Annotated in this window: 23 protein-coding genes; 12 read left to right on the top strand and 11 right to left on the bottom strand. The window is 59.9% G+C overall.

Translation table 11 applies throughout. From position 1 onward, the window contains the following. Positions 1-53: 53 nt before the first annotated feature. The 5 genes from ACI2I1_RS02430 to ACI2I1_RS02410 all read left to right on the top strand — a co-directional run bounded on the left by ACI2I1_RS02430 (position 54) and on the right by ACI2I1_RS02410 (position 4818). Complete coding sequence (locus ACI2I1_RS02430) at positions 54-1481, top strand: circularly permuted type 2 ATP-grasp protein (RefSeq protein WP_221542893.1); 1428 nt, start codon at positions 54-56, stop codon at positions 1479-1481. An 18-nt stretch (positions 1482-1499) separates the two neighbouring features. Next, positions 1500-2444: an alpha-E domain-containing protein gene (locus tag ACI2I1_RS02425; RefSeq protein WP_221542894.1), complete on the top strand. Its 945-nt coding sequence runs from the start codon at positions 1500-1502 to the stop codon at positions 2442-2444. Continuing rightward, the gene (locus ACI2I1_RS02420; RefSeq protein WP_221542895.1) at positions 2444-3259 is read left to right on the top strand and encodes a transglutaminase family protein; all 816 of its coding nucleotides are present in this window, start codon (positions 2444-2446) and stop codon (positions 3257-3259) included. The genes ACI2I1_RS02425 and ACI2I1_RS02420 overlap by 1 nt, the downstream gene beginning before the upstream one ends. Before the next feature lie 12 nt (positions 3260-3271). Beyond that, the gene (locus ACI2I1_RS02415; protein WP_404677757.1) at positions 3272-4021 is read left to right on the top strand and encodes a peptidase; all 750 of its coding nucleotides are present in this window, start codon (positions 3272-3274) and stop codon (positions 4019-4021) included. A gap of 164 nt (positions 4022-4185) precedes the next feature. Then, positions 4186-4818: a response regulator transcription factor gene (locus ACI2I1_RS02410; RefSeq protein ID WP_404677756.1), complete on the top strand. Its 633-nt coding sequence runs from the start codon at positions 4186-4188 to the stop codon at positions 4816-4818. Between the two features lie 6 nt (positions 4819-4824). Here ACI2I1_RS02410 and ACI2I1_RS02405 read toward each other — a convergent pair whose 3' ends face one another. Both ACI2I1_RS02405 and putP read right to left on the bottom strand, forming a co-directional pair. Then, positions 4825-5493: an extensin family protein gene (locus ACI2I1_RS02405; RefSeq protein ID WP_404677755.1), complete on the bottom strand. Its 669-nt coding sequence runs from the start codon at positions 5491-5493 to the stop codon at positions 4825-4827. 54 nt (positions 5494-5547) lie between these two features. Beyond that, positions 5548-7029 carry a sodium/proline symporter PutP gene (gene putP / locus ACI2I1_RS02400; RefSeq protein ID WP_404677754.1) on the bottom strand — a complete coding sequence of 494 codons (1482 nt, stop codon included), beginning with the start codon at positions 7027-7029 and terminating at the stop codon, positions 5548-5550. A gap of 99 nt (positions 7030-7128) precedes the next feature. On the opposite strand from putP, the gene ACI2I1_RS02395 reads away from it, so the two are divergent. Both ACI2I1_RS02395 and ACI2I1_RS02390 read left to right on the top strand, forming a co-directional pair. Continuing rightward, positions 7129-7884 carry a hypothetical protein gene (locus ACI2I1_RS02395; protein ID WP_404677753.1) on the top strand — a complete coding sequence of 252 codons (756 nt, stop codon included), beginning with the start codon at positions 7129-7131 and terminating at the stop codon, positions 7882-7884. A gap of 156 nt (positions 7885-8040) precedes the next feature. After that, a complete protein-coding gene (locus ACI2I1_RS02390) occupies positions 8041-8892 on the top strand; it encodes an outer membrane protein (RefSeq protein ID WP_404677752.1) in 852 nt (283 codons plus the stop codon). A gap of 73 nt (positions 8893-8965) precedes the next feature. On the opposite strand, the gene typA is transcribed toward ACI2I1_RS02390, so the two are convergent. Continuing rightward, positions 8966-10786 (bottom strand): translational GTPase TypA, encoded by a 1821-nt coding sequence (typA, locus tag ACI2I1_RS02385; RefSeq protein WP_221542902.1) that lies wholly within the window; start codon positions 10784-10786, stop codon positions 8966-8968. A 268-nt stretch (positions 10787-11054) separates the two neighbouring features. Here typA and ACI2I1_RS02380 point away from each other — a divergent pair, with 268 nt between their 5' ends. Next, the gene (locus ACI2I1_RS02380) at positions 11055-13763 is read left to right on the top strand and encodes a TonB-dependent receptor (RefSeq protein WP_404677751.1); all 2709 of its coding nucleotides are present in this window, start codon (positions 11055-11057) and stop codon (positions 13761-13763) included. Between the two features lie 94 nt (positions 13764-13857). Here ACI2I1_RS02380 and ACI2I1_RS02375 read toward each other — a convergent pair whose 3' ends face one another. Beyond that, on the bottom strand, positions 13858-16365 hold the full coding sequence (locus ACI2I1_RS02375) for an ABC transporter permease (RefSeq protein WP_404677750.1): 2508 nt from the start codon (positions 16363-16365) through the stop codon (positions 13858-13860). Next, a complete protein-coding gene (locus ACI2I1_RS02370) occupies positions 16362-17051 on the bottom strand; it encodes an ABC transporter ATP-binding protein (protein ID WP_404677749.1) in 690 nt (229 codons plus the stop codon). Before ACI2I1_RS02370 ends, ACI2I1_RS02375 begins: the two co-directional genes overlap by 4 nt. 47 nt (positions 17052-17098) lie before the next feature. Here ACI2I1_RS02370 and ACI2I1_RS02365 point away from each other — a divergent pair, with 47 nt between their 5' ends. Then, on the top strand, positions 17099-17797 hold the full coding sequence (locus ACI2I1_RS02365) for an arylesterase (RefSeq protein ID WP_404677748.1): 699 nt from the start codon (positions 17099-17101) through the stop codon (positions 17795-17797). Here the strand turns inward: ACI2I1_RS02365 and recF are convergent. Beyond that, positions 17794-18876: a DNA replication/repair protein RecF gene (recF, locus tag ACI2I1_RS02360; protein WP_404678316.1), complete on the bottom strand. Its 1083-nt coding sequence runs from the start codon at positions 18874-18876 to the stop codon at positions 17794-17796. The genes ACI2I1_RS02365 and recF overlap by 4 nt on opposite strands. 89 nt (positions 18877-18965) lie before the next feature. Between recF and ACI2I1_RS02355 the strand changes: the two genes are divergently transcribed. Genes ACI2I1_RS02355 through ACI2I1_RS02345 form a run of 3 tightly spaced genes read left to right on the top strand, consistent with a single transcriptional unit; the run spans position 18966 to position 19597 of the window. Then, the gene (locus tag ACI2I1_RS02355; RefSeq protein ID WP_404677747.1) at positions 18966-19223 is read left to right on the top strand and encodes a hypothetical protein; all 258 of its coding nucleotides are present in this window, start codon (positions 18966-18968) and stop codon (positions 19221-19223) included. Positions 19224-19259: 36 nt separating this feature from the next. Continuing rightward, positions 19260-19379, top strand: coding sequence for a recombination protein F (locus ACI2I1_RS02350; protein ID WP_224811994.1), 120 nt, complete (start codon positions 19260-19262; stop codon positions 19377-19379). Then, positions 19376-19597, top strand: coding sequence for a PspC domain-containing protein (locus tag ACI2I1_RS02345; RefSeq protein WP_221542909.1), 222 nt, complete (start codon positions 19376-19378; stop codon positions 19595-19597). Before ACI2I1_RS02350 ends, ACI2I1_RS02345 begins: the two co-directional genes overlap by 4 nt. Before the next feature lie 35 nt (positions 19598-19632). On the opposite strand, the gene ACI2I1_RS02340 is transcribed toward ACI2I1_RS02345, so the two are convergent. Genes ACI2I1_RS02340 through ACI2I1_RS02320 form a run of 5 tightly spaced genes read right to left on the bottom strand, consistent with a single transcriptional unit; the run spans position 19633 to position 23114 of the window. Beyond that, positions 19633-20415, bottom strand: coding sequence for an SDR family oxidoreductase (locus tag ACI2I1_RS02340; RefSeq protein ID WP_404677746.1), 783 nt, complete (start codon positions 20413-20415; stop codon positions 19633-19635). A gap of 2 nt (positions 20416-20417) precedes the next feature. Further along, on the bottom strand, positions 20418-20942 hold the full coding sequence (locus tag ACI2I1_RS02335) for an NUDIX hydrolase (RefSeq protein ID WP_404678315.1): 525 nt from the start codon (positions 20940-20942) through the stop codon (positions 20418-20420). A 23-nt stretch (positions 20943-20965) separates the two neighbouring features. Next, the gene (locus tag ACI2I1_RS02330) at positions 20966-21640 is read right to left on the bottom strand and encodes a TPM domain-containing protein (RefSeq protein ID WP_404677745.1); all 675 of its coding nucleotides are present in this window, start codon (positions 21638-21640) and stop codon (positions 20966-20968) included. Next, a complete protein-coding gene (locus ACI2I1_RS02325; protein WP_404677744.1) occupies positions 21640-22473 on the bottom strand; it encodes a TPM domain-containing protein in 834 nt (277 codons plus the stop codon). Before ACI2I1_RS02325 ends, ACI2I1_RS02330 begins: the two co-directional genes overlap by 1 nt. A 26-nt stretch (positions 22474-22499) precedes the next feature. Then, the gene (locus tag ACI2I1_RS02320) at positions 22500-23114 is read right to left on the bottom strand and encodes a LemA family protein (RefSeq protein WP_404677743.1); all 615 of its coding nucleotides are present in this window, start codon (positions 23112-23114) and stop codon (positions 22500-22502) included. Positions 23115-23136: the final 22 nt, after the last annotated feature.

Here is a 23136-nt window from a genome sequence, read left to right as displayed (position 1 = left end):
GGATAAGGCCGCGGACATTCCGTCATGTGGGTCAGCTTGCATCCAGGGGGCACATGAGCGGCGGAGCCGAATTCTTCAACGAAATGCGCGAGCCAGATGGGTCGGTAAGGTCCGCCTATTCAAACTATTGCCAGTGGTATGACGGGCAGGATCCCAAGCTTCTGCGGCGCAAGCACTCGGAAGCGGAAACGAATTTTCGCAAGACCGGCATCACTTTCAACGTCTACGGCGAAGACGAGGCGGAAGAGCGGCTGATCCCGTTCGACATGGTCCCCCGCATCATCGACGCCGCTGAATGGCGCCGACTATCGCGCGGGATCGAACAGCGAGTCTCGGCTCTCAACGCTTTCATGCACGATCTCTACCACCGGCAGGAAATCGTGCGCGCTGGACGTCTGCCGCAGCGCTTGCTCCGCAACAACGAGGCATGGCTGTCCAACATGGTCGGCTTCACTCCGCCCGGCGGCGTCTACACGCACATCACCGGGATCGACCTGGTGCGTACCGGGCCGGATGAATTCTATGTTCTGGAAGACAACGCCCGGACCCCTTCGGGGGTCAGCTACATGCTCGAAAACCGCGAAACCATGATGGCGATGTTTCCCGAGCTTTTCTTGCGCTGCCAGGTGGAAAGCGTGTCGGATTATCCGCGCCGTCTGGCCAAAAGCCTTGCCGCTTGTGCGCCGAGTTGTGCAGGCGACAAGCCGGTCGTGGCGGTCCTCACTCCGGGCATCTACAACTCGGCCTATTTCGAACATGCGTTTTTGGCCGACCAGATGGGTGCCGAATTGGTGGAAGGCAGCGACCTGCGCGTCATCGACGGCCGGGTCGCGATGCGTACGACCAGCGGATACAAGGCAGTTGATGTCATATATCGCCGGGTCGACGATGAGTTCCTCGACCCTCTCACGTTCAATCCAGACAGCGTGTTGGGCGTGCCCGGCATCATGGACGTCTATCGTGCTGGCGGCATTACCATCGCCAACGCGCCAGGAACGGGTGTTTGCGACGACAAGGCGATCTATTCTTTCATGCCGGAGATCGTCGAATTCTATACCGGCGAGAAGCCCTTGCTGCCGAATGTCCAGACCTGGCGCTGTGCCGATGAGGACAGCCTCAAATATGTGCTCGACAATCTGGCCGAACTCGTCGTCAAGGAAGTGCACGGGTCGGGCGGCTACGGCATGCTGGTAGGGCCCGCTGCGACGAAGAAGGAAGTCGAGGAATTCCGCGCTAAAATCGTGGCCAACCCATCTAACTACATCGCCCAGCCAACGCTTTCGCTTTCGACCTGCCCCATCTTCACCAAGAAGGGTCTTGCCCCGCGACATGTCGATTTGCGGCCCTTTGTCCTCATGTCCCCCGACAAGATCGACATCACGCCGGGGGGACTGACGCGTGTCGCGCTGAAGGAGGGGTCACTGGTCGTGAATTCCAGCCAGGGGGGCGGCACCAAAGATACCTGGGTGCTGAAAGACTGATATGGCGGGAGAAACGACATGTTAGGGCGCACAGCCAACGGCCTTTTCTGGATGTTCCGCTATCTGGAGCGCGCCGAAAACACCGCTCGCCTCTTGGATGCCGGACTTCGGATGGCGCTTACGCGCGATCTTGTGACCGCTGAGGAAGAATGGCGATCCGTGATTGCGACTTCAGGGCAGCGGCAGGCCTATGAAGCGAAGCACGCCAGCTATACCGGCATGCAGGCATGGAACTTTCTCCTGCGTGAGACAGGAAATCCTGCAAGCATCCTGTCGATGTTCGGTCTCGTGCGCCAAAACGCGCGGCTATCGCGCAATGCGATCAGCGGCGAATTGTGGGAAGCGATCAACGAAAACTGGCTCATGATCGACGAGCAGCTCGCAAAACCAGTGGGCGAGAACCGTGTTCTCGAAACCGTGGCCACCATCCGCAGGGCGGGCACGTTGGCCCGGGGCGCATTGCAAGGCTCGATGCTGCGCGAGGAAGGCTATCATTTCGCACTGACGGGCATGTTCGTGGAACGCGCCGATGCGATCGCCCGCATTCTCGACATCAAATACTATCTTTTGCTGCCATCGCTGTCCTACGTCGGCTCGAGCCTCGATACGGGTCAATGGGATACGGTCCTGCGATCGGTTTCGGGTGACCGTGCCTATCGCTGGCTCAATGCAGCCCAGGTCGACGCGCGCAGTATCTGCGAATTCCTGATTCTGGATGACCGCTTTCCGCGCAGTCTCGCCTTCTGCCATTCCGAACTGCGGGCCAATCTGGCGGCTCTCGCAAGGATCCATGGCAGCGAGGGCCAAAGCAACGCGCTCATGCGCGATGCGGACATGCGCCTGACCAATCTGAGTATCGACGAGATTTTCGACCAGGGATTGCACGAATTTCTCCTGGATTTCACTTCCTCGAATGCAGCGATCGGCAATGCGATAGCTGCAGATTACAGGTTCCTTTCCTGATGCGCCTCTCGATCAAGCACACCACTCGCTACCACTTCGACAATCCGGTGGTTCACGCCCTGCAGCGACTGCGCCTAACCCCGAAGGAGACGCAGGGTCAGGAAATTCTCGACTGGTCGATGGAGTATGAGAACGCGCGCGAAGAGATTACCTATGAAGACCAGCACCACAACACGACTACGCTGGTCGGTGTGGAACCTGGGACGCGCGAGGTGACGATCACGTGCAGCGGCCGGGTGGACACGCATGATCATGCAGGTGTAATCGGCCGGCATTCGGGACATCTGCCCCTGTGGAGCTTCCTTTCGCAAACCCGCCTAACGCGGCCAGGCCCGGGCATGAAGAAGCTGATCGATGACTTGCGCAAGTTCGAAGGAACGCCTCTGGACAGGCTCCATGCGCTTTCGCAGGCGACACTCGAAAGGGTCGAATACCGTATCGGTACAACCGATTGGAATACGACTGCGGAAGAAAGCTACGCGGCACGGACCGGCGTTTGTCAGGACCATGCCCACATCTTCATCGGGGCGGCGCGCGCATTGGATGTGCCGGCGCGTTACATCTCCGGCTATCTCATGATGAACGATCGCATCGATCAGGAAGCAACTCACGCATGGGCAGAAGCTTTTGTCGAAGGACTTGGATGGGTTGGCTTCGACATATCCAATGGAATAAGTCCCGATGAGCGGTATGTGCGGGTGGCAACCGGGCGCGATTACCGCGATGCCTCCCCAGTGACGGGCATAAGCTTCGGTAATACGACCCAAGTGCTCGAAGTGGATGTGCAGGTCGAGCAGCAACAAATTCAGCAGTAACGGAAGTACCTAATGACCTATTGTGTGGGAATGAAGCTCGACAAGGGGCTCGTCCTGATGAGCGACACGCGGACTAACTCAGGTGTCGATAACATCTCGGTCTTCCGCAAGATGTTTACCTGGCAGGTGCCTGGAGACCGCATCATTACCTTGATGACCGCGGGCAATCTGGCGACGACGCAGGCTGTGATCAGCCAACTGGAAGAGCGGACCAAGGAACCCGAGGAGCGCGATAATATCCTGCTCAAATCGCCGACTATGTTTCAGGTCGTAACCGAAATCGGGAATCTGATGCGGGATATCATCGGGCAGCGTCAGGATGCGAACGGCTCTCGGGGAAGAGGCCGTTTCACTGCTTCCATTATTGTTGCAGGGCAGATCAAGGGAATGGAGCCGCGGCTCTTCATGGTTTATCCCGAAGGGAACTTCATTGAAGCCAGTTTGGATACGCCTTTCTTTCAGATCGGCGAAACCAAGTATGGGCGGCCGATCATCATTCGCGGCTATGACCGCCAGATGAGCCTGGAAGACGGCGTGAAGTTACTTATGGTCAGCTTCGATTCAACGCTTAAGGCCAATCTTTCCGTTGGCTTGCCACTAGATCTGCAAGTCATAACGCGCGACAGTTATGAAGCGATTCACGAACATCGTATCTCCCAAGATGACAGCTATTTTCAGGTAATCTCTGCGGGATGGGGAGATGCCCTGAAGAACGCGTTCCACTCGCTTCCCGATTACAGTTTCTACCGCGGAGACGGTTAGCATTGCTTCTGGCCTAATTGATCAATGCCACGTTCTTTTTCTTGTCGGGCGGGGATATCGACTAGTTTCTACCTGATAAAGGCCTTTTAATTCAGCATGTTTTAGGCTCTATCCGTAAAATTACGGACTGCGCAATGTCCCTGAGTGCGCATAGGGTGTTAAGCATGAAACAGCGAACAATACTCCACATCGTCGATGGGTCGACAAGTTCGCGCGCTGAGCAGGCCCGAATGGGTCACGAACTTGGTTATCATTGCGAAATCTATGCGGATGTTGGTGAATTGATGTCCTTTCTGCCGCGTAAAGGAGTTGTTCTTGCGAGGGACGACAATCCGGCCAACGGGGTGGCGCAGGTTTTGAGGGCGGTGACCCTGACAGAGCATTGGATGCCGGTGATCGGCACATCGGCCGATCCTGATCCTTGCGAGGTCGTCGCCGCCATCAAGGCCGGGGCGATGCATTATCTCCGGCTTCCTCTGGAAAAGGAACGGCTGCGCGATGCTGTCGATCAGATTTCGAGCGAAGCCCATGCCTATGCCGACGCTCGGCGCAAGATGATCGAGGCCCGGAACCGGATTGCCAGCCTTTCCCCCCGCGAACGCGAAGTGCTCGATTGGCTTTCCGAAGGGCGGAGCAACAAGATGATTGCCCTCGAACTGAACATCAGTCCTCGTACGGTGGAAATTCATCGCGCCAACATGATGAGTAAGCTTGGAGCGCAACATGCGGCAGAGGCCGTACGGCTCCGGTTGGAGGCAGATCTGGAGAAGAATACCGTTATGGTGGGGGTAGCTTAGCCGCTTTTATCGGCAGAAGCTGCCATCGCCGTGTTCGAGATGAAAGTGATCCTTGTGGGCGGTATTGTAATCTGGCCCCAAAACCGTGCCGAACCTCTTGCAGGCGCTGCGATGCACTGTCCGGAGAAACTCTCGCTCATCGCGGCCGGCATCCCAGCCTGACTTCACGGTAATGCGGCGCCCATCGGCGAGAACGAATGCGCCGATATCTATAGCTTCGGCACGAGAATGTGCTGAGCGGCGCGTAGTCCCCGCAACATTGCGGCAAGAATAACTGCCCATCGTCTCGATCTGCACGATCGGACTGCCCAGAATTTGACGCGCGGCGCGGTCTACCCCGTATCGCGCCCAGGCCGCGAAGCTGTTGGCCAGAGGGCAGGCCAGCGGTCCGAGATTGGTTACCGTCAATGGCCCTAGATCCCCACCAACGCGATCCAGTTTGACACTGTCGAGGGCGGCGCATCCCCCACCGTCCCTCCGATCGGGAAGAGGCGCAAACTGAGCGCCAGAGCTGCCAAGTTGCGCCAAACACAGCTGGGCTTGAGGCCGCTCCCAATTTGCAGAGCCGCGCCCTGCTGCTGGTGCAGGCGAGGCGGCTTCGCGGGGCTCTGGCGCAGTCCCGCATCCTGCCAGCGACAGTGAGGCGATCGACGCGATCAGAGTAATTCGACGCATTGCCACGCTTTATACCAATCCGCTGAACACCTGCCAAACGCGAAGCTGATGCGACTAGCCAGCGTCTACCGGTGTGGGAGACCGATACGTGGCCTTGCTCACCGCCCACGTAGCCAGCCAGGCTGCGATGAAGCCCGGTACGATCTCGTAAAGCCCTCCATCGAATCCGGGCAGCGCGCTGTTCCAGCCCAAGGCAATCCATGCTGCAACGACGCCGGCGCCGACAACAAGCCCGGCGACGGCACCAGCGCCAGTCATCCGGTTCCAGACCAGGGATAGAATGATGAGAGGACCAAAAGCTGCGCCGAACCCTGCCCATGCGTTGGAGACGAGGCCAAGGACTTCGCTTTCGGGATCACCGGCGATCCAGATCGCAGCCAGGGCCACGAGCGCGACACAAACGCGGCCCACATTGACGCTTTCCCGTTCGCTGGCGTTTTTGCGGAAAAAGAGTTTGTAGAAATCTTCCGTAAGCGACGATGAGGCAACTAGAAGCTGCGAACTGATGGTCGACATGATCGCGGCCAGAAGTGCGGCAAGCAGGAAGCCGGTCACGATCGGATGGAACAGAAGATTGGCAAGAACGATGAAGATTGTCTCGGGATTATCGACCACGATGCCGTTACGTTCGGTATAGGCGCGCCCGGCAATTCCGATGCCGATGGAGCCGAGCAGGGCGACACCCATCCAGCTCATCCCGATGTTGCGTGCTGTTTTGACCTTTTCGACCGTGTCGATGGCCATGAAGCGGACGATAATATGCGGCTGGCCGAAATATCCCAGCCCCCACGTTATCGCGCTGATGAAACCGAGCAGTGTCAGGCCCTGCGTCAGGCTGAGAAAACCTTCGACGGGAACGTCGGTGAGTGAGCCTCCACCCTCGCCGCCAGCCCCAAACATCACTACCAGCGGCATCAACACCAAGGCCACAACCATGATGCAGCCCTGCACGAAGTCAGTCAGGCTCACTGCCAGAAATCCGCCTACCATCGTGTAAGCAAGGACGACGAGGCAGGTAATCCAGATCCCTGCCATATAGTCGCTCATCCCGAGATCGGGGATGATACCGGCGAAGCTGGTCTCAAAAAGAAGCCCCCCACCAACCAGGCCGGCAGCTGTGTAGACGGCGAAGAAGACCACCACGATCAGTGCCGATACCACCCGCAGTGCAGTGGCTTTTTCCGGGAACCGGTTGGCCAGAAATTCGGGTATCGTCAGGGCATTTCCAAGCTCTTCGGTCTGCTTGCGCAGGCGAGGAGCCACAATGACCCAATTGGCCAGGGCGCCAACAAAAAGACCTATGCCGATCCAGGCCTCGACCAATCCTGCGGCAAAGAGCGCACCGGGAAGGCCAAGGAGAAGCCATCCACTCATGTCGGAAGCACCGGCCGACAAAGCGGCTACTGCCGGGTGAAGGTTTCTTCCGGCGAGAAGATAGCCTTCGCTCGTATTTGTAGAACGCTTCCAGGCCCAAAGGCCGATGGCGATCATCAGGACAAAATAGAGGGTGAGGGAAATGAGAGTTCCTGTCTGCATGGCCGCGGTCGTAACAAATGTAACGGGGCTTGGCCACACTCTGGAGAATCACTCATGATGCGGGTTGCCTGAGGTCTGCTTTCTTGCAAGGTCAGGGCTATGGAGCAGCCAGTCATCACCTTTGCCATGGCTCTCGCATTCTGCGCGGTTCACTTCTTTGTTGGTCACCTTGAATGGTTGGCGCGCACGCCCCGCAGCAAATGGCTGTCTTTCGCTGGCGGAGTAGCTGTCGGCTACGTCTTTCTGCACATTCTGCCCGAGCTTGGATCGCATTCGGTTACGTTCGAGCGCGCAACCGGCTTACCTGCGATGATGGCCGAAAGCCTGGTCAATACCCTGGCGCTGGTCGGGCTGGTTCTTTTCTACGGTCTGGAGCGCGCGCTTTCCAGATCGCGCGAGGATAGGGGTGAGGAACAGGCAGATGGGCGGCCGCGTGAGCCGGTCTTCTGGTTGCATGTTGGCGCCAGCGCTTTACTCGTCGCGTTGATTTCCTACCTTCTGAATCATCGCGAGGACCAGACTGCTCTTGGTCTTGGTCTGTATTTCGGCGCCATGACGCTTCATTTCGTCACGGCCGACTTCGGCACCAGAACAGAGCATCCGGAAGCATATGACAGCAAAGCCCGTTGGGTGCTGGTTATGGCTACACTGGTTGGCTGGCTGTTGGGCCTTCTTTTCGTATTGCCACAAATTATCATAGCCTGCCTTTTCGCTTTCGTGGCGGGAGGAGTGGTGTTGCTGGTTTTGAAGGAGGAACTACCCGCTGAGAGGCGCAGCTTCTTCCTGCCGTTTTTCGGAGGCGCAGCAATTTATGCCGGTCTTGTTTTAGCTGAAATCGCGTCGATTAACTCTTAGTCAGGCCCTGCGGTTAGGCGGATTGTGCGGGATGTGCCTTGGTTGATCGTGACAAGTTGGCAACACTTGTAAAACTTAGAGTTTTTCTGACCCCATTAGGTGGAACTCAATCCTCTTTCACTCGTCAGGGCTGCGAGCATTTGAAAGGAATACCTAATGAAGTCTAGCATGTACCTTGCATCCATCGTCGCGATCGCCGCGGCTTCGCCCGCGTTCGCACAGTCGGATAATGCAGGCATGGATAGTGACTATTTCTCCGGCCCCTATGTTTCGGCTTCGCTCAACGGCGATTTCGTGAATGATTCGGGTAGCGAGCGTATCGTTTTTGATCCCACTGGCGGTGAAAACTTTCAGATCAATCTTCCTACCGCGACCGGCGCCAATGCGTTTTCGCCTGGCTACTGTGCGGGTGAAGCATTGGGAAGCCAGCGGGTTCAGGGTTGTGGTGATGACGATTCCGCTCTCGGCGGCTCCATCCGCGCCGGATATGATGCGCGAGTAGGCAATTTCGCTGTTGCTGGCGTCCTCCTTGAAGGAACGCTTGGCGGCGCAACCGATTACACCACGGGCTTCAGCACCACTCCTGCAAGTTACACTTTCAGCCGTGAGGTCGAAGGCTCTGCTGCCCTTCGCGGTCGTCTCGGAATCTCGCCGGGTGATGGCCGTGGCCTTCTCTACGCAACCGGCGGTGTCGTGTACGGCAAGATCGACCACGATTTCGCCACGACGAACACAGCCAACGCATTCGAAGTTATCGATGAAGACGATTGGCAGTTCGGTGGTCAGATCGGCATGGGCGGAGAGCTCATGATCACAGACAACCTGTCGTTCGGCGTTGAGTATCTGCACACGCGTTATAACGACGATGACACCTATGTTCGCGTCACGCAAGGCACTGCTCCGGCAACGAACCCGTTCGTCCGTCAGGGCGGTACTACCAACATGCGTCTGAGCAATCAGGATCTGTCGATCGACTCCTTCCGCGCGACGGTTGGTTTCCACTTCTAAGTCCATTGCAGACACAAGAAAGGGCCGCTCCCAAACGAGAGCGGCCCCTTTTTTTGTGCCTGTGAAAAAGGACTTAGATCTGGCCGGAGCGCTTGGCGCGCTTGCGCTCGTGCGGATCGAGGATGGCTTTGCGCAGACGGATGTTTTCCGGCGTCACTTCGACCATCTCGTCGTCGTCGATATAGGCGATAGCCTGCTCCAGCGTCATGACGCGCGGCGGCGTCAGGCGGATGGCATCGTCCTTGCCGGTCGAACGGAAGTTCGTCAGCTGCTTGGACTTCATCGGGTTGACTTCCAGATCGTCGGGCTTGGCGTTCTCGCCGATTACCATGCCTTCGTAAATCTTGGCGCCGCCGCTGATGAACAGCTCGCCGCGATCTTCAAGCGCGTTGAGCGCGTAGGGAACAGCTTCACCGGGGACCATCGAGATAAGAACGCCGTTCTGGCGACCTTCAATCGGGCCGCGGTAAGTGTCATACTTCTCGAACAGGCGGTTCATGATGCCTGTACCGCGCGTGTCGGACAGGAATTCTCCGTGATAGCCGATAAGGCCTCGTGACGGAGCAGAGAAGGTGATGCGAGTCTTGCCTTGGCCCGACGGGCGCATTTCGGTCAGCTCCGCCTTGCGGCGCTGCATCTTCTCGACAACCGTGCCCGAATGCTCGTCGTCGACGTCGATGACGACTGTCTCGAACGGCTCCATGCGCTGGCCGTTTTCTTCACGGAAGAGGACACGCGGGCGGCTGATGCCCAGTTCGAAGCCTTCGCGGCGCATCGTTTCGATCAGCACGCCCAGCTGCAGTTCGCCGCGACCGGCGACTTCGAAGCTGTCCTTGTCTTCGCTTTCGGTGATGCGGATCGCGACATTCGTTTCCGCTTCACGATAAAGACGGTCGCGGATGAGGCGGCTTGTCACCTTGCTGCCTTCACGTCCCGCAAGCGGGCTGTCATTCACGGCAAATCGCATCGCCAGGGTGGGCGGATCAATGGGCTGCGCTTCGATCGGTGTCTTGACGCTGGGATCGGCAATGGTGTTTGCCACGGTGGCTTTTTCGAGACCGGCGAGCGCGATGATATCGCCTGCTTCTGCACTGTCGACCGGTACCCGGTCGAGCCCGTCGAACGAAAGCAACTTGGTGGCGCGGCCGACTTCCAGGACATTGCCCTGTGCGTCGAGTGCGTGGATCGGGTCGTTCAGCTTGATAGTGCCCGACTGCACGCGGCCGGTGAGGACGCGGCCCATGAAGTTGTCACGATCGAGCAGGGTGGCGAGGAAGCTGAAGGGTGCTTCAGTATCGAGGCCCGGGGCCGGGACATGGTCCACGATCAGCTTGAACAGCGGATTGAGATCGCCGGAGCGGGCCGTCTCGTCGTCGCTCGCATAGCCGTCGCGGCCGGAAGCCCACAGGCTGGGGAAGTCAAGCTGCTCGTCATTCGCATCGAGGCTGGCGAAAAGGTCGAATACTTCGTCGAGGACTTCCTGCGGGCGGGCGTCGCCGCGGTCGATCTTGTTGACCACCACGATCGGCTTGAGGCCGAGACCCAGAGCCTTGCCGGTCACGAACTTCGTCTGCGGCATCGGGCCTTCGGCACTGTCGACCAGCAGAATGACGCCGTCGACCATGCTGAGGATACGTTCCACTTCCGCGCCGAAGTCGGCGTGGCCGGGGGTATCGACAATATTGATGCGGGTCCCGTTCCATTCGACACTGGTGCATTTGGCGAGAATCGTGATTCCACGTTCTTTTTCCAGATCGTTCGAATCCATAGCGCGTTCTTCCACGCGCTGATTCTCACGGAAAGTGCCCGACTGGCGGAAGAGCTGATCGACAAGCGTAGTCTTGCCGTGGTCGACGTGGGCGATGATCGCCACGTTACGAAGGTCGCGGGACATAATGAGTGCTTTCGTAAGGATGCCGTAACGGCGGGCACTTGCGAGCCGGCCAATTCGAGGGCGCCCCTAGCCGAAATGGTGCGTTGCGGCAAGCGTCGATCCCTCTATCTCGGCGTTGCAATCAAGTTACATCGCGCTTGGGGGAAGGCAAGAAATGCGCTAGACGGGACGGCATCGGAGAACAGAACAAATAAACTCTCCGGTGTCTGTGCGGCTTTTGGGGAAGGCGGGCAGGCTAAAACATCAGGTTTTGAGAGGAAGCCGCTAAATGAAATTGAAGGCCTATGGTCGCACGGCGACTATTCGTTCCGCCTTATTGGTTGGTTCTGCCGCCGTCATCGTTCCCACGTCTGCCATCGCGCAAGACGCCGAGCAGGAACAGGCAGCTCAATATGACAGCGCAGAAGAACAGGCAGCCAGTCCTGACCCCAACATAATCATCGTTACAGCGACGAAGCGCGAGCAGACGCTTCAGGAAGTTCCGGTTGCGGTCAGTGTAACAACTGCAGAAACTATCGAGCGCGCCCAGATCCGCGACATCGCCGATCTGGCGACGGTCGTTCCATCGCTGCAGGTCAGCCAGCTTCAGAGCGCCTTCGCTACGAGCTATTCGGTGCGCGGCTTCGGTACCGACGGCAACAATATCGGCCTCGAACCATCCGTCGCCATGTTCGTGGACGGGGTCTATCGCAGCCGTGCGGTCGCCCAGATATCTGACCTTCCCGATATTCAGCGCGTCGAAGTGCTTCGCGGACCGCAATCCACACTATTCGGCAAGAATGCCAGTGCCGGTGTGATCTCGATCGTGACCAAGCGTCCCGAATTCGAGTTCAGCGGCTCGGTCGAGGCCAGCTACGGCAACTATGATGCCAAGGTCGTGAAAGGGTACGTCACCGGCCCGATCAGCGAATCCATAGCGTTCAGCGCCGGTGCCGGTTACAACAATCGGGACGGCTTCCTGACGAATGGGTTCAACGGAGAGGACGTCAACGATCGCAACCGCTGGTTCGCGCGTGGACAGTTGCTGTTCGACAATGGCGGCCCGCTTCAGGCGCGCATCATTGCAGATTACGACAAGATCGAAGAACGCTGCTGCGGCGTGGTGAATGTCGCGCCGTCGCTCGAGACGGGCATCATCACATCCCCGCTGATCGGCGGGCAGGTGAATGATTTCAGGGACAATCCCGATGGGGACGTGATCTTCACCGATGTCGATCCGCTCAACGACATCAAGAATTATGGCATATCCGGCCAACTCGATTACGAATTCGGCAATGTCGTGCTCACGTCGATCACGTCCTATCGTGAGACCCACCTTTCGGCCAATCAGGATGTCGACTTTACCAGCGCATCGCTGGCAAGCGGTGCGAATATCGGCGATGCCGATATCGACACCTTCACGCAGGAACTGCGTTTGTCCTCGGACTTCGACGGACCGTTCAACTTCCTGCTTGGCGGTTACTATTTCGATGAGACTGTCGATACGCGTGACCAGATCATCTACGGAGACGACTTCCGCACCTATGCCGATCTGCTCATTCGCGGCCTAACTCAGGGTACCCAGAGCGTTCCTTCGCTAGAGGCGACGCTGGGTGCATTGAATGGGACCGACTACACTGGCCAGTTCTTTGCCGAGGGTCAGGGCTTCTTCAACGCCATCACACAGGATAACGAGGCATATTCGGTTTTTGGCAATGTCGATTTCGCCTTTACCGACGAACTGGTTCTGACGCTCGGCGCGAACTACACCAAGGACAAGAAGCAGATCGCCACGGACTCCCGTAGTGAGGATGTCTTCTCTGGTGTCGATCTCGTGGCATCTGGCAATCGTGCAATCTTCGCTCAGGGTCTCGCTACCCAGGTCGGCAACATCCTGATGCTGGGTCGTCCGGCGTCGCAGGCCGAAATAGGCGCGTTTGCCGCTGCCAATCCGGCGGTGTTCGGCCAGGTGGCGACAGGCGTGCAGACCTTCGCCGACGCCAACGATACCAATCCGGCGGTCAATCCGCTGCTTGGCCTTACCCCCTTGCAGTTTCTGCCGCCGTTTCAGAACTGCCCGAATGCAGTCGAAAGCTGCAGCACCAATGACGACGACTGGAGCTGGAACGTTCGACTGGCGTATGAGGTCACGCCGACACTCAACGTCTACGCCAGCTGGGCAACCGGCTACAAGGCGCCAAGCTTCAACCTCTCCCGCGACAGCCGCCCGGTCCCGGCCGATTTTGCGGCACTACAGCAGCAAGGTCGGGCGGTTACCAATCTGCGCCCGGGAACGCGCTTCGCCGAAGCCGAGAATTCGGAGGTCTACGAAGTTGGGATCAAGGGCAATTGGGGCCTGGCGGCTGCCAACCTGACCGTCTTCCAGCAAAGCATCGATGATTTTCAGGCGAACACCTTCACGGGTTCGTCCTTCGTGCTGAGCAATGCGGGCAAGCAGGAAACCTTCGGTATCGAGTTCGATGGCTATGTCAGGCCAACGGACGCGCTGACGTTCAACCTCGCGATGACTTATCTGGACGCCAAATATGACAGCTTCGTCGATTCGCCAGTGGGTGACCTGTCCGGGGTCGCCGTCGCCGGTGTGCCGGAACTGGCAGCCGTATTCGGCGCGACCTACGATCAGGAAGTCAACGATGCAGGTGACCGTATCATCCTGCGCGGCGATTTCTCCTATCAATCGCAGGTGCAGGTGCTGAACGGGCTGACGAACTATATCGTAACCGATCCTGCGACCGGGGAGCGTGACTTCACGCAGGCGCGTGCCGTGGCGCAGCAATATACGCGCGAGGTGAACAGTCTGAATGCATCGCTTACCTACGCGATGGCCATGGGACTGGAAGTGTCTGTCTGGGGCCGCAACCTGCTCGATGATCGTTATATAACGACGATCTTCCCCTCTGTGGCGCAGGGACAGTCGATCTCGGGCTATCCGAACCAGCCTCGCACCTACGGTGTCGCTGCGAAGTTCAAGTTCTAAGCTAGGCTTGCACTTGAACGATCAGGGAAGGGGGCCGCAGGCCCCCTTTTTGCGTGTAGTTGGCAAACAAAGCGCCTTGCCGGGCAGCGGTGTCTCAAAGCGCCCGAAGCACCTGCGCTGGCTTGCTACGCAAAAGTGGAAGCGAGCCGCCCACAGCGAAGGCGACAACAACAGCAAGCCCTAGGCCGAGCACGGCGAAAACCTGCCCCCAATCGGGCAGCCAGTCGAATTCGAACAGCTGAGTGACCACCAGCCAGGCGGTCAAGGTGCCGAGACCCAGGGCAACCAGTGCAAGCGCCCCCGCGAGCAGCGCATATTCAGCCAATTGCATAGCCAGTACCTGCCGGCGATCGGCCCCCAGAACGCGCAAGACCACGGTGTCGTAAGTGCGCGAGGCCCGGGCTGCCGCTATCGCACCCAACAGCACGGCGAGACCGGCAAGCACTGCAACACTCGCCGCTGCCAGGGTGGCGATGCCGACCTGTTCGAGGATGGTACGAGCCTGCTGAAGCACGCCGCCGACCTCGATCACCGAAGTGGAAGGAAATTCGCGTACCAGCGCCTGCAGCAGCGGACCGGTCGGAGTGCCGTCCGAAAGCTCGATCGTCGCGGCGAGATTGTGCGGGGTGTCGCGCAAGGCATTCGGGCTGAGCACGAAGACGTAATTGAACCCCAGGCTTTCCCAGTTGATGGTGCGCAGACTGGCAATGCGGGTCTCAATCTCCGCTCCCAGCACTCCGAAGGTCAGCTTGTCACCGATCTTAAGCCCTGCAGCTTCGGCGAAATCCTTGTCGACCGAGACGAGTGGCTCGCCTACATACATCGGGCCCCACCAGCTTCCGTCCGTCAATTCGTTGCCTTCCGGAACCTCATCGGCGTAAGTGAGGCCGCGCTCTCCGCGCAGGGCCCATGCGCCGTCGGGGATTTCCTCGAGGCTGGAAGTACGGGTCATCGACTCTTCCGGGCCGAAGGCGAGAACCGCTCCGCGCAGGGCCGGCACTGCGCGCACACTGGCCCCGCTGTCGGCCTGTGTAACCAGCGCGCGGAAATCAGCCTCCCGGTCGCGGGGGACATCCAGCACAAAGTAGTCGGGCGCGCGCTCGGGAACGCGGCTCTGAATATTGCCGTCGATCGAACTCTGGATCGCTGCGAGCAGGACGAACGCTGCGAGGCCGAAGCCCAGCGCAGTAACGAGCGAGCCAGTGCTGGATCCGGGGCGGTAGATGTTCGCCAGTGCGGCGCGCGCTATCGGGCCTTGCGGGCGGGGCAGGGCAGCAGCGCCCTTGCGGATCAGCCATCCCAGCAAGGCGAGCAGGCCGAGCACGATTGCAGCTCCAAAGAGAAACCCGCCAGCCAGCAAGGGGCGACTGGAGGTGAGAAGTGCCAGCCCGACGATCGCCGCTAGTCCCCCGGTCACAACGAGCATCGCAGACCGATCGCGCGCCAATGGCGCCACGCGAGCTCGCATCAGGGCCATTGCAGGAAAGTGCCGCGCGCGCATCAGAGGGGGGGCAGCAAATACAAGTGCGACGAGAAAGCCATAGGCGGCTGCAAGAGCAAGAGCGCCTGGATCGATCACAAATCCGGCATTGACCGGGAGCAGACCTTCCAGCGCTTGGGCGAGAACTGGCACCACTGCGACACCGACGACCAGACCTGCGATGCTGCCAACAGCGGAGGCAGCGAAGATCTGCAAGGCATAGATCCGCGCGATATCGCGGCTATCAGCGCCCAATACCTTCAGTGTGGCGATCGATTGCCGCCGCGCATCGAGATAGGACGTCACCCCTCCGCCGATGCCGATACCGGCGATGACCAGCGCGGCCAGGCCCACGAGGGTGAGAAATTCACTCATGCGCTCGATGAAACGGTCCGTCCCGGGCGCGCCATTCTCAGCCGTGTCGATATCGAAGCCGGCATCCGGAAAGCGATCTTCCAAGTCTTGTTCGATCGCTTCCAGATCGCGGGTTTCGGCAAGCGCCAACCGTGTCTTGCTCTGATACATGGAGCCGGGCTCGAGCAGGCCGGCGCGGCGGGGAAGATCCTCGGCGACCATTATCGTTGGGCCAAGCTGGAAACCTTCGCCAAGCCGGTCGGGTTCATCCTCGATGATGCCGGCGACAGTCAGCGTTTGCGTGCCAACTGCGAAACTATCGCCGCGGCGAACGCCGAGCCTGTCAGCCGCGCCGGGGGCGAGGAAAGCCTGATTCCCGGTCGGTGCGGGGGATTTGCCCTGACCTTCCAGCACCAGGCTGCCATAAAGCGGGTAAGCCTCGTCGACGGCCTTCAACTCGATCGGCGCGGCAAGATCATCCTTGCGCGCCATGGCCTGCAACCGTGTGCCCGCAGATACTGTGCCGAGCTGTTCCAGCGCCGCACGTTCGTCGGCATTGAGCGAACGTTGCCACAACTCGACCTGGATATCCCCGCCGAGGAAAGTCTGGCCATTGGCTTCCAGCTCACGCTCGATGGCAGCGGTGAGCGAACCGATCGCTGCGAGCGCCGCGGTGCCAAGGAAGATACAGACCAGCAAGAGCCGAAGCCCCTTGAAACGGGCATTGAGATCGCGCCTCGCGATCCGCCAGGCATTGGCCCAGCTCATGCGGCGGTATCGCTTGCAATCTTGCCGTCACCCAAGGTCAGGATGCGGCCGCAGTGCTCGGCAAGTTCTGGATCGTGAGTGATCACCAGCAGCGTCGCGCCGGTTTCCGCACGCCGCTCGAACAGGAGATTGACGATCTCGTGACCGGTCGCCGCATCGAGATTGCCGGTTGGTTCGTCGGCAAAGATGAGATCGGGACGCGGAGCTATGGCGCGGGCTATGGCGACCCGTTGCTGTTCGCCGCCGGAAAGCTGCTGCGGATAGTGATCCAGACGGTGGCCAAGGCCAACTGCCTCCAACTCGGCGCGCGCGCGAAGCTGAGCATCTTGCTCCCCGGCGAGCTCCATCGGGGTGGCCACATTTTCGAGCGCAGTCATGGTCGGCAGGAGGTGGAAAGCCTGAAGTACGATGCCGATCCGGCCCCGGCGGGCGCGGGCGAGTTCGTCCTCTCCCATGGCGGCGAAATCCTCGCCTGCCACCAGAAGCGTCCCGGAGGTCGCCCGCTCCAGCCCCGACAGCACAGCCATGAGTGAGCTCTTGCCCGAACCCGACGGTCCGAGCAGGGCAACAGTCTCTCCCGCGCCCACGGTCAGGTTCAATCCCTTGAGGATTTCTACCGGCGCTTGCGATGAGCCGAGGGTGAGGCGCAGGTCGCGGGCGCAAATCGCATCTTGAGAAGTATTCACTCGGCTGCGATGGCAGAAGGCCAATCCCCGCACAAGGAACTCCGCCGATGCGTCTCGCAAGTTTGTCGATCCTCCTGTCCGCCCTGACGCTGGGGGCTTGTTCGAGCGAGGTCGAGGAGAGGCCGACAGACGAGCAGCCAACCGCGGAAATCGCGCCCAATGACATCAGCGTAGAAGGGGAGGAGCGACGGATCCTTGCCTTCGGAGACAGCCTGTTTGCAGGGTACAATCTGGCCGATCATCAGGGCTATCCCGAGAAGCTTGAGCGGGCCCTGCGCGAAAACGGAGTGAATGCCCGCGTGATCGATTCCGGTGTGTCGGGCGACACAAGTGCGGCGGGAAGGCAGCGACTGGCCTTTGTGCTAGACCAGCTTGAGGACAAGCCCGATCTCGTGCTCCTCGAACTGGGCGGCAATGACATGCTGCGGGGGATAGATCCGGCAGATACGCGCGCCAATTTCGAGGCGATGCTCGATGAATTGCAGCAGCGAGACATTCCGGTTCTCCTGATGGGTATGCGCGCCCCACCCAATTACGGACCCGACTACCAGCAGCGTTTCGACGCGCTCTATGGCGAACTTGCGGCCGAGTATGGTGCAGCGGTCGTCCCGTTCTGGCTGGAAAGCATTTACGAGGATCCATCGCTATTTCAGTCGGACCGGATCCATCCCACGGCGCAAGGCATCGACACATTGGTGGCCCACACTTTGGACGAGGTTGAAGCCGCGCTTCCGGCGAAGAACTAGAGGCGCGTAATTTGCCCCGCGGTGATGCGCCAGATTGCGGCGCGATCCGCGATGGTTTCGAAGGGCGCGGTTTCCGTTCCTGTCATCCAGACCTGCGCCCCGCTTGCCTCCAGCTGATCGAACAGGGCGGCGCGCCTAACGGGGTCGAGATGGGCCGCGACTTCATCGAGTAAGAGAAGGCCTGCGCGTCCTTGGGCGGCCAGCGCTGCGTGGGCCAAGGTAATGGCCACAAGCATGGCCTTCTGCTCCCCAGTCGAACTTTGGGCGGCGGTGACGCGTTTGGCTGCGTGCACCACTTCGAGCTCGTCGCGGTGCGGCCCGATTAAGGTGCGCTGGGCGGCACGGTCGCGCTGACGGCCATCGAAGAGCGCTTGCGACAGCGCCTCGGCTGTATCTGCTCCCCCGGGTGCATAGGTCAGGGCGGGGCGGGCGAAAGGCTCGTTCGGCATATGGGCGATCCGGCCCATCAGCGTGTCGACGAGATTTGCCCGTCCGGCAATCAGCCTTCCTCCATGCTCGACCATCTGCGCCTCGATCGCGTCGAGCCATGCGCTTTCGGGCGGCCGGTCATCCGACAAGAGCCGGTTGCGTTCGCGCAACGCCCCTTCGTAGCGCGAGGCATGGACAGCATGCGCAGGATCGAGTGCCAATGCCATCCGGTCGATGAACCTCCGCCGGTCGGCAGCGGGCCCGGTAAAAAGCCCATCCATCGCGGGGGTGAGCCAGGTAAGCGCCAGCCATTCGCCCAGCGCGGTCGCCGTTGTCTCGGCACCATTTATCCTGACCTTGCGCCGCCCCGGCTGCTGCGCTTCGGAATAGGTGGCCAGCCGCACCGGTTCATCGCGCGGACCTGTCAGCAGGCTCGCTCCGACGCCGAACCCGTCGCTGGCGCCATGCTGCACAATTTCGGCAAGCGCCGCCCGGCGCAATCCTCTGCCCGGCGACAGCAGCGAGATAGCCTCCAGCACATTCGTTTTTCCGGCTCCGTTATCCCCGACAAGAAGATTGAACTGCGCCGTGCCCGCGATTTCGGTGGCAGCATGATTGCGAAATCGGGTGAGGGAAATGCGATCCAGCATGGGCAGATGCGCCGTAACGCGGCTGCTCATTCCAAGCCAGCCGAAACGCAAATCCAAAAGTTGGGGTTTTTCACCAATCTTTCGGTTTGATGAACGGTGCTATTCCCAATGGTTCAGCAAAAAATGGCTCAATTCCGACATTCTTCGAGTTTGGCATGGCCGTTGCAATCAATCTGGTGTCCGCCGGATGGTCCGGGGACAAGCCAAGGTTAAAGGGAAAACAAACCATGTTCGACATCGACTTCGCCAACAACAAGGCACTCGCAGTATTCTTCGCTTTCGGCGCTTCGGCTCTGATGATGGCTTATGCGATCATCCCCGCCAGCCCAGCCGGCCTTCTCGCCTGATCTATTCAAACACCACCCAGTCCGGAGTTCATGACCATGTTCGATATTGAAAAATCTGGCGGCAAGCTCGTCGCAGCCGCATTCTCGCTCGTCCTTTCTGCCGCAGTGTTCGCATATGCGATCATCCCGGCCTCGCCCAATGGAGTTCTCGTATGAGCCAGCTGAAATTCCGTGATGAAGACAATGCAGTCAAGCCGAGCCGGAAGTTCCGTCTCGACCGTCAGAACGGCAAGCTGATGGGCGTCTGCGCCGGGATCGGCCGGTATTTCGGGGTCGATACCACACTGGTCCGGGTGGGCTTTGTGCTTGGCACTCTGTTCGGCTTCGGAAGCTTCATCCTGATCTATCTCGGCATCGCGCTGATTGCCGACTAATCGGAGACGCGGGGGCAAGACCGCGTCCCATCACCCTACATGGCCGAAATGCCGCCATCGAGCTTGAGCTCTGCGCCGGTCATGAATTTGCTCTCATCGCTGGCCAGATAGACCACCGCATTGGCGATATCATCAGGCTCTCCCACCTTGCGGAGTGGGATCTGCCGGGCAAGCTTGTCGAGCAGCACTTTCTTGTCGAGGCTATGCGCCTTGGCCGTTCCATCCAAGATCGGAGTATCGACGAAGGTCGGGTGAACCGAGTTGCACCGGATATCCATATTGTTCTTGGCACAATGAAGAGCGATCGACTTCGATAGCATCCACACTGCCGCCTTGCTCGAATTGTAGGCCGGCATGGTATCGCTGGCGATAAGCCCGGCAATGCTGGAAATGTTGACGATCGATCCCGGCGCATGTTCGCGCATCAGCGGCAGGGCTTTCTGGCAGCCATGAAAGATGGAATCCACATTGACCGAAAAGCAGCGCTTCCAGTCATCGAATGCGCAGCTCTCAATGTTGCCGGCGACACCGATGCCTGCATTGTTGATGAGAACGTTCAGGCCGCCCAGATGCTCGCGCGCGGCATCGACAGCTGCTTCCCAGGCCTGCGGATCGGTCACATCATGCTGAATTGAAAAAGCGGTCCCATCGCCGAGATCGGCATTGATGATATCGGCGCTTTCCTTCGCCCCATCACCATTGAGATCGCTGCAGAGCACCTGGGCGCCCTCTTCGGCCAGCCTGCGGGCATGCGCGCGCCCCAGGCCCTGTGCCGCGCCCGTTACCAGTGCCAGCTTCCCTTCGCAGCGACCCGCCATACTCACTCTCCTTCGAATATTGTCTGTCCCAGCAAAAGGAGCATACGCACATCGATGCCGCAACCTTCACGGCGCTTGGAGGCAAGAAAAGCGGGGAGGGCGTTCATCGCTATCCGGTGAACGACAATGTTTTCGCCTTCCACTCCGCCGCCTTCGTGAACCTTCACAAGGCCGCGCGCGCGCACCAGGGTGAAGCTTTCGCTGACCATGCCGGGCGAGGAAAAGAACTCGCCCAGATTTTCCAGGTTGCTGGCGCGGTAGCCGGTCTCTTCTTCCAGTTCCCGCCCCGCCGCGGCGAGCGCATCTTCGTCTTCCCCGCCATCGTCGCCGCCGACCAGCCCGGCGGGAAGTTCGATGCATCTGCGGCCTAATGGAACGCGATATTGCTCGACCAGTAGTACGTGGTCCTCATCGTCCACAGCCAGAATGACGGCAGCGCGGATGCCGCGGCTGCGGGATACGTATTCCCAGCGGCCTCGGGTCTTCGCGGTTACGAACTTGCCTTCCCAAACGATCTGTTCGGGCATGTCGTGATCGGGGACGCCCTCGCTCAAAGTTCGATCAGCCGATCGGGCAATTCGTTCTCATCGTCGTCCGCCCGCGGGAAATTCTCTGCCAGCACCTTGCCGACATCGCGCACGCCCGCCGCGAGGCCTTCGGCGATCCGGCCGCGGCTGACTTCGGCAAGCATGTCGGCCATGGCTTCACCCCAGATTTCCGCGTGGACCATCTCCGCAATCGGTTCGTCGGCGACGATTTCGGCGCGATGTTCGCGCATGGAGAGGTAGAGCAGAATGCCGGTGCGACCATGCGTCCGGCGTTCGGCACCGACCTTGAAATGGCGGATCGCCGCATCCCGGACGCGGTCCGCGGCAACCGGTCCGGGGACCAGCTTGAACTTCAGCGCCTGCCATAGCTGGAGGGCCAGAACGGCAAGGAATGTAACGAGCCCGATGGCGAGCAGGACGGTAAGAACAAGGCCCTGTGTCCACTCGCTGGACCACCCCCCGGCGAGACTGTCCAGCAAAGCTAGGAGCGGCTCCGGCGCCATGGCGAACAGGCTCATGGCGGTGAAGCTCGCGCCGACCGCCCACCACAGCGCCACGTCGGTATAGCCATCCGAACGGTCGGCGAGGACGGTCACGATTTCCCCGCTTGTCGTCGTCTCGGCCTTGGCCACGGCATCGCTGACGATCAAATGTTGTTTTTCAGTCAGATAGACCATTACCAGCCCCCCGAGGCGCCACCGCCTCCGAAACTTCCCCCGCCGCCGCCAAAGCCGCCGCCGAAACCACCGCCGCCACCGAAGCCGCCGCCTCCCCAGCCGCCGCCACCGCGGTCATCAAGGCTGCGCGCCACTGCCTTGCCGGCCTCCCACAGCATGATATCGCGCGCCGTGTTGCCCCACGGACCACCGCGATAACGGCGCCGCCTGCCACGTCCGCGCAGCATGGGCAGGATGAAGAAGAAGAACAGGAAGCCGAGCCAGACGAGCGTGCCGATTGGGAACCCTCCGCTGCGGCTTTCGCGCTGGGATTGTGCCTGCTGGGCGACCTCGGCCGCTTCTTCTGGCGGAAGCTGCAACTGGTTGATGATCTGGTCCGCGCCCCACGAGATACCGGCAGAATAATCGCCGTCGCGGAAATAGGGCTTCATGCCTTCGACATATTCATAAGCAAGCCCGTCCGGGATGATCCCTTCGAGGCCATATCCCACTTCCACTCTCATCTGGCGTTCGTTCGGCGCGATGAGGAGAATGATGCCGTCATTGCGTTCGGCATCGCCAAGCTGCCAGAACCGGCCAAGCTGGTATCCGTAATCGGCGATGTCGTAGCCCTGGAGATCGGGCACGGTCGCCACTACGAACTGCCGCTGGTTCGACTCCTCGAAGGCGTTGAGCTTTTGCGTCAGCTCCGCCTCGGTCGCGTCGTCGATGATATTGGCTTCATCGACGACCGATGCGGTGCCGCGTTCGGGGAAGGATGGCTGCGCAGCGGCGGGCAGGGCGAACCCTGCCGCCGCTACCATGATCAGCAGCAGCCGGAATAGACGATCCATGATGGCGCTTCTCCCTTGCGCGCGGATCAGTCGGCGCTGCTGCGCATATCGAGCTGCGGAGCAGCTTCGGCGCCTTCTGTCACGGCTTCATAGGGCACCAGCGGTTCGGCGCCATGAATGATGTTCGCGCCGATCGTATCCGGGAAGGTGCGGATGGTCGTGTTATACTGGCGCACGGCCTCGTTGTAATCCTTCACCGAGACCGCGATCCGGTTTTCGGTGCCTTCGAGCTGGGTCATGAAGCGGCCGAAATTCTCCTGGCTGCGCAGTTCGGGATAGCGTTCAACCGAAACCAGCAGACGGCTCAACGCGCCGCCGAGATTCTGCTGGGCCTGCTGGAATTGCTGCATTTTTTCCGGATTGTTGAGGTCGTCGCCCTCGAGCTGGATTTCCGGGCGAGTGGCCGATGCGCGGGCCTCGATGACTTCGTTCAGCGTCTGGCGTTCTTCCTCGGCGGAGGACAGCACGACCTGCTCGAGATTGGGAATGAGATTGGCGCGGCGCTGGAAATCGGCCTCGACATTGGCCCATTTCGCCTTGGCATTTTCCTCGGCGGCAGGGACGGAATTGATGCCGCAGGCCGACACGGCGAGCGCGGCGGCGCCAAGCAGGGCGGAGCGAAAAGCGGTCAGGCGGTTCATGTCGGTATTCCCCTAAAGCAAC

The sequence above is a fragment of the Qipengyuania sp. NPDC077563 genome (genome assembly GCF_044901345.1).
Lineage (GTDB): Bacteria > Pseudomonadota > Alphaproteobacteria > Sphingomonadales > Sphingomonadaceae > Qipengyuania > Qipengyuania aestuarii.
This window is presented reverse-complemented; position numbering and strand designations above follow the sequence as displayed.

Coding starts and splice junctions, on each gene's coding strand:
- ACI2I1_RS02430 (WP_221542893.1), top strand. CDS start 54: ATGAGCGGCGGAGCCGAATTCTTCAACGAAATGCGCGAGCCAGATGGG.
- ACI2I1_RS02425 (WP_221542894.1), top strand. CDS start 1,500: ATGTTAGGGCGCACAGCCAACGGCCTTTTCTGGATGTTCCGCTATCTG.
- ACI2I1_RS02420 (WP_221542895.1), top strand. CDS start 2,444: ATGCGCCTCTCGATCAAGCACACCACTCGCTACCACTTCGACAATCCG.
- ACI2I1_RS02415 (WP_404677757.1), top strand. CDS start 3,272: ATGACCTATTGTGTGGGAATGAAGCTCGACAAGGGGCTCGTCCTGATG.
- ACI2I1_RS02410 (WP_404677756.1), top strand. CDS start 4,186: ATGAAACAGCGAACAATACTCCACATCGTCGATGGGTCGACAAGTTCG.
- ACI2I1_RS02405 (WP_404677755.1), bottom strand. CDS start 5,493: ATGCGTCGAATTACTCTGATCGCGTCGATCGCCTCACTGTCGCTGGCA.
- putP (WP_404677754.1), bottom strand. CDS start 7,029: ATGCAGACAGGAACTCTCATTTCCCTCACCCTCTATTTTGTCCTGATG.
- ACI2I1_RS02395 (WP_404677753.1), top strand. CDS start 7,129: ATGGAGCAGCCAGTCATCACCTTTGCCATGGCTCTCGCATTCTGCGCG.
- ACI2I1_RS02390 (WP_404677752.1), top strand. CDS start 8,041: ATGAAGTCTAGCATGTACCTTGCATCCATCGTCGCGATCGCCGCGGCT.
- typA (WP_221542902.1), bottom strand. CDS start 10,786: ATGTCCCGCGACCTTCGTAACGTGGCGATCATCGCCCACGTCGACCAC.
- ACI2I1_RS02380 (WP_404677751.1), top strand. CDS start 11,055: ATGAAATTGAAGGCCTATGGTCGCACGGCGACTATTCGTTCCGCCTTA.
- ACI2I1_RS02375 (WP_404677750.1), bottom strand. CDS start 16,365: ATGAGCTGGGCCAATGCCTGGCGGATCGCGAGGCGCGATCTCAATGCC.
- ACI2I1_RS02365 (WP_404677748.1), top strand. CDS start 17,099: ATGCGTCTCGCAAGTTTGTCGATCCTCCTGTCCGCCCTGACGCTGGGG.
- recF (WP_404678316.1), bottom strand. CDS start 18,876: ATGCTGGATCGCATTTCCCTCACCCGATTTCGCAATCATGCTGCCACC.
- ACI2I1_RS02355 (WP_404677747.1), top strand. CDS start 18,966: ATGAACGGTGCTATTCCCAATGGTTCAGCAAAAAATGGCTCAATTCCG.
- ACI2I1_RS02350 (WP_224811994.1), top strand. CDS start 19,260: ATGTTCGATATTGAAAAATCTGGCGGCAAGCTCGTCGCAGCCGCATTC.
- ACI2I1_RS02345 (WP_221542909.1), top strand. CDS start 19,376: ATGAGCCAGCTGAAATTCCGTGATGAAGACAATGCAGTCAAGCCGAGC.
- ACI2I1_RS02340 (WP_404677746.1), bottom strand. CDS start 20,415: ATGGCGGGTCGCTGCGAAGGGAAGCTGGCACTGGTAACGGGCGCGGCA.
- ACI2I1_RS02335 (WP_404678315.1), bottom strand. CDS start 20,942: ATGCCCGAACAGATCGTTTGGGAAGGCAAGTTCGTAACCGCGAAGACC.
- ACI2I1_RS02330 (WP_404677745.1), bottom strand. CDS start 21,640: ATGGTCTATCTGACTGAAAAACAACATTTGATCGTCAGCGATGCCGTG.
- ACI2I1_RS02325 (WP_404677744.1), bottom strand. CDS start 22,473: ATGGATCGTCTATTCCGGCTGCTGCTGATCATGGTAGCGGCGGCAGGG.
- ACI2I1_RS02320 (WP_404677743.1), bottom strand. CDS start 23,114: ATGAACCGCCTGACCGCTTTTCGCTCCGCCCTGCTTGGCGCCGCCGCG.